The following is a 4571-nucleotide window of genomic DNA, read 5'->3' on the forward strand; positions in this document are numbered from 1 at the left end:
GGTTGTTCAGCCGCACGGTGGCGTGCCGGCTTCGCAGTGAGCCCTGGACGATCTGCTCCTCGCAGCGCGTGCTGCCGCGCCACAGGCGCACCCAGGGGCCGCGGCCGAGCGGCTGGAACCGCGCGAGCACCCATTGGCAGAACTCGAACAGCAGGTCGAGCTGCTGGAAGATGCTATTGCGGTGGTAGCGGCTGGTGGCTTTCTGCTCGATGTAGCCCACCCACGCAGGCGACGGAAAGCGGCCCAGCGGCGCCTGGTGGAAGCCGGGCACGAGGCCGAAGCGGCTCTCGACCCAGCCCTTGAGCACCGCACCGGCCGGGCCGTTGGCATCCATGCCCCAGCCCTGCAGCAGCTTCAGGTGGCTGGCGCTGCCGGGGCGGTCCAGCCCGAAGGCGATGCTCATGTAATGGGCGAACACGTCGCGGGCCTCGTCGAGCGGGCCGCAGCGCTCGAGCAGCGCGAACAGGCCCGCATTGGCCTCGCGCGCGCCGGCGATGTGCAGTGACTGCGGGTGGGCCTGGAAGACCACGCTCGCCAGCAGCGGCGCCGGCACGCCGACCAGGTTGGTCGTGTACCAGCGGCGCGGGTCGGCCTCATCGGCGCAGACCGAAGGAGACTGTCCGGCGCCGGGCCGCCCCAAGCCGGACGCTCCCCCTCGGGGGGGCGACGCCGCAGGCGTCTTGGGGGTCCCATTCAAACGGGGCGGTTCTCGTTCGGGTTGCGCACCGGGCCCATCAGCGCCAGGCCTTCCTCGTAGGTGATGTTGTCGAAGGTGACGTCGAACTTCAGCGCGGCGTCGGCCACGCGGTCGGTCTTGCCGGCGGTGTCGAGCTTCTTCAACTCGTTCTTCTCGAGGTACAGCAGCTCGAGCAGCTCGTTGTAGAGCGTGGCTTCGTCGATCGGCAGCACGTAGAACATCGCGCCCTTCAGGGCCACCTGGTACTTCTTCGACAGGTCGATGTTGTTGCAGAACAGGAAGTACTTGCCACCGGCGCTGAGGGCGTCGCCTAGTGTCTCGGCCACGTCCTTCAGGTGCTCGAAGCTGAGCAGGTAGCCGGCGAAGAAGGGCAGCTTGGGGCTCCCGGCCTGCGCCACGGCGATCACCTGATCGCAGCACAGCTCGGGCGGGCGGGCTTCGTCGGCCAGCTTGGGCGCGAAGCGCAGGGCCAGCTCGCCGCGAAAGCCGAAGCGCCCGGGCTGGTGGGTGGCGCCCTTGAGAACCGGGTTCAGCAGCCGGCCCTCCGAGTCGAGGCGGGCAAAGGCGGTGTCGGCGAGGGTGGGCTCGGCAAGCGTGGTGCTCATGAAGGGCTCCGGTGGTTGAAACGGTCAGTCGGTGTTGGCGAGGTGGGCGGCGATCTTGGCGAAGGCGGCCTGCAGATCGGCACGCAGGTCGGCGTCCGCGCAGTGGCGCGCCAGCGCCTGGCGCATGCAGGCGAGCCAGGCGTCGCGGGCCGAGGCGTCGATGTCGAAGGGCAGGTGGCGGCGGCGCAGCATCGGCGCGCCGCGCTCGGCCGAGTAGCGTTTCGCGCCACCCATCCACTCGACCAGGTAGTCGACGAGCACGGCCTTGGTCCCCGTGAGGTCGCTGGCGTGCATCGCGCGGATGGTTCGCGCCTCGGGCAGCGTGTCCATCGCCTCATAGAAGGCATCGACCAGCCGGGCCACGGCCTCGGGCCCGCCGAAGCGTTGCAGGTGCGGGTTGGCCGGGGCGGCGACGATGGGCAAGGCGCTCATGCAGGGGGCTAGAGCAACCCCCGTACCACGCGCACTGCATGGGCCCGACGCCCGGTGCGGCATCGCGGACGGCCGCCGAACGCGGCTCCGTCACGCAACGGGTTTGTCGTGTTTCAGACAAAAGCCCGTGGCCTGCCGATGGCCCGCCCAGCGACCGATTTACCTCGCAAAAACAAGCACTTGAGTCGCCCGCAGCGAGGTGGCACGGCCATTGCGAAGAGGAGGGGGCGCGGACCCCATGTCAGGCCCCGAGGGACCTTCATAAGAAGACCCACACAGGCACCGAAGGCTGCATAGAGATCGCGACGAACGTCACCGCATCGTCAACTTCTCATCGACTCATACAGGAGCATTGAAATGGCACAACTTCGGCAGATCGCCTTCTACGGCAAGGGTGGAATCGGCAAGTCCACCACCTCGCAGAACACGCTCGCCGCGCTGGCGCAGATGGGGCAGAAGATCCTCATCGTCGGCTGCGACCCCAAGGCCGATTCGACCCGACTGATCCTGCACGCGAAGGCGCAGGACACCATCCTCTCGCTGGCCGCCGAAGCCGGCTCGGTGGAGGATCTCGAACTCGAGGACGTCATGAAGATCGGCTACCGCGACATCCGTTGCGTCGAGTCGGGCGGCCCGGAGCCGGGCGTCGGCTGCGCCGGCCGCGGCGTGATCACCTCGATCAACTTCCTCGAAGAGAACGGTGCCTACGACGGCGTCGACTACGTCTCGTACGACGTGCTGGGCGACGTGGTCTGCGGCGGCTTCGCGATGCCGATCCGCGAGAACAAGGCGCAGGAGATCTACATCGTGATGTCGGGCGAGATGATGGCCATGTACGCGGCCAACAACATCTCCAAGGGCATCCTGAAGTACGCCAACTCGGGCGGCGTGCGCCTGGGCGGCCTGGTGTGCAACGAGCGCCAGACCGACAAGGAGCTCGAGCTCGCCGAATCGCTGGCCAAGATGCTGGGCTCGCGCCTGATCCACTTCGTGCCGCGCGACAACATCGTGCAGCACGCCGAGCTGCGCCGCATGACCGTGCTCGAGTACGCGCCTGACAGCAAGCAGGCCGGCGAGTACCGCACGCTGGCCGAGAAGATCCACGCCAACGCCGGCAACGGCACGATCCCGACCCCCATCACGATGGATCAGCTGGAAGACCTGCTGATGGAGCACGGGATCATGAAGTCGATCGACGAATCGCAGGTCGGCAAGACCGCGGCCGAACTGGTCGCCTGAAGCCGGCGCCTGGAGGGCAGCCGCGCGGCGGCGCCCTCCGCCCCTTGATTGCCAAGCACCCACGGAGCACCCCATGAGCATGACGGTTGAAGAGCGCAAGGCCACCAACAAGGCCTTGATCGACGAGGTCCTGAAGGCCTACCCCGAGAAGATGGCCAAGCGCCGCGCCAAGCATCTCGGCCAATTCGAAGAAGGCAAACCCGATTGCGGGGTCAAGAGCAACATCAAGTCGCTGCCGGGGGTGATGACGATCCGCGGCTGCGCCTATGCCGGCTCCAAGGGCGTGGTGTGGGGCCCCATCAAGGACATGGTCCACATCAGCCACGGCCCGGTGGGCTGCGGCCAGTACAGCTGGGCCGCGCGCCGCAACTATTACATCGGCACGACGGGCATCGACACCTTCGTGACGATGCAGTTCACGAGCGATTTCCAAGAGAAGGACATCGTCTTCGGCGGCGACAAGAAGCTCGACAAGATCATCGACGAGATCCAGGATCTGTTCCCGCTGAACAAGGGCATCTCGATCCAGAGCGAATGCCCGATCGGCCTGATCGGCGATGACATCGAGGCGGTCAGCAAGAAGAAGAGCAAGGAGCACGGCGGCCACACCATCGTGCCGGTGCGCTGCGAGGGCTTCCGCGGCGTGAGCCAGTCGCTCGGCCACCACCTGGCCAACGACGCGATCCGCGACTGGATCTTCGACGGCACGACGAAGAAGGAACGCCCGTTCGAGGCGACCCCGTACGACGTGACCATCATTGGCGACTACAACATCGGCGGCGATGCGTGGTCGAGCCGCATCCTGCTCGAGGAGATCGGCCTGCGCGTGATCGCTCAGTGGTCGGGCGACGGCACGATCGCCGAGCTGGAGAACACGCCCAAGGCCAAGCTGAACCTCATCCACTGCTACCGCTCGATGAACTACATCAGCCGGCACATGGAAGAGAAGTACGGCATTCCCTGGGTCGAATACAACTTCTTCGGCCCGACCAAGATTGCTGAAAGCCTGCGCGAGATCGCCAGCCACTTCGACGACACGATCAAGGCCAAGGCCGAGGCCGTGATTGCCAAATACCAGCCGCTGGTCGACGCGGTGATCGCCAAGTTCAAGCCGCGCCTGCAGGACAAGACGGTGATGCTCTACGTCGGCGGCCTGCGCCCGCGCCACGTGATCGGCGCCTACGAAGACCTGGGCATGAAGGTGGTCGGCACCGGCTACGAGTTCGGCCACAACGACGACTACCAGCGCACGACGCACTACATCGGCGACGCGACGCTGATTTACGACGACGTGACAGGCTACGAATTCGAGAAGTTCGCCGAGAAGATCAAGCCGGACCTGATCGGCTCGGGCATCAAGGAGAAGTACGTCTTCCAGAAGATGGGCGTGCCCTTCCGCCAGATGCACAGCTGGGATTACTCCGGTCCTTACCACGGCTACGACGGCTTTGCCATCTTCGCCCGTGACATGGACATGGCCATCTCCAGCCCGATCTGGGGCCTGGCCAAGTCCGCCCCGTGGAAGAAAGCAGCCTGACGCATTGCCCCGAACCTAGGAGAGTCACCATGCCCCAAAGTGCAGAAAAGATCCTCGACCA

The 4571-nt window shown here is 66.0% G+C and carries 5 protein-coding genes; 2 read left to right on the plus strand and 3 right to left on the minus strand.

Annotated features, from left to right (window positions below; translation table 11 throughout):
• The 3 genes from VJ693_RS23130 to VJ693_RS23140 form a co-directional block, all read right to left on the minus strand.
• Nucleotides 1-640, minus strand: a 640-nt coding sequence (locus tag VJ693_RS23130; protein ID WP_324158152.1) for an NAD(+)--dinitrogen-reductase ADP-D-ribosyltransferase, incomplete at its 3' end; no start/stop codon positions are given.
• Between the two features lie 53 nt (nucleotides 641-693).
• Nucleotides 694-1302 carry a hypothetical protein gene (locus VJ693_RS23135; RefSeq protein WP_324158154.1) on the minus strand — a complete coding sequence of 203 codons (609 nt, stop codon included), beginning with the start codon at nucleotides 1300-1302 and terminating at the stop codon, nucleotides 694-696.
• A gap of 24 nt (nucleotides 1303-1326) precedes the next feature.
• Nucleotides 1327-1734, minus strand: a complete 408-nt coding sequence (locus tag VJ693_RS23140; RefSeq protein WP_324158156.1) for a group II truncated hemoglobin — start codon at nucleotides 1732-1734, stop codon at nucleotides 1327-1329.
• A gap of 357 nt (nucleotides 1735-2091) precedes the next feature.
• Here VJ693_RS23140 and nifH point away from each other — a divergent pair, with 357 nt between their 5' ends.
• Nucleotides 2092-2973 (plus strand): nitrogenase iron protein, encoded by an 882-nt coding sequence (gene nifH / locus VJ693_RS23145; protein WP_324158158.1) that lies wholly within the window; start codon nucleotides 2092-2094, stop codon nucleotides 2971-2973.
• A gap of 73 nt (nucleotides 2974-3046) precedes the next feature.
• Nucleotides 3047-4510, plus strand: a complete 1464-nt coding sequence (nifD, locus tag VJ693_RS23150) for a nitrogenase molybdenum-iron protein alpha chain (protein ID WP_324158160.1) — start codon at nucleotides 3047-3049, stop codon at nucleotides 4508-4510.
• Nucleotides 4511-4571: the final 61 nt, after the last annotated feature.

Origin of the sequence: Ideonella sp., from assembly GCF_035254525.1 — a bacterium.
Classification (GTDB): domain Bacteria; phylum Pseudomonadota; class Gammaproteobacteria; order Burkholderiales; family Burkholderiaceae_C; genus Ideonella.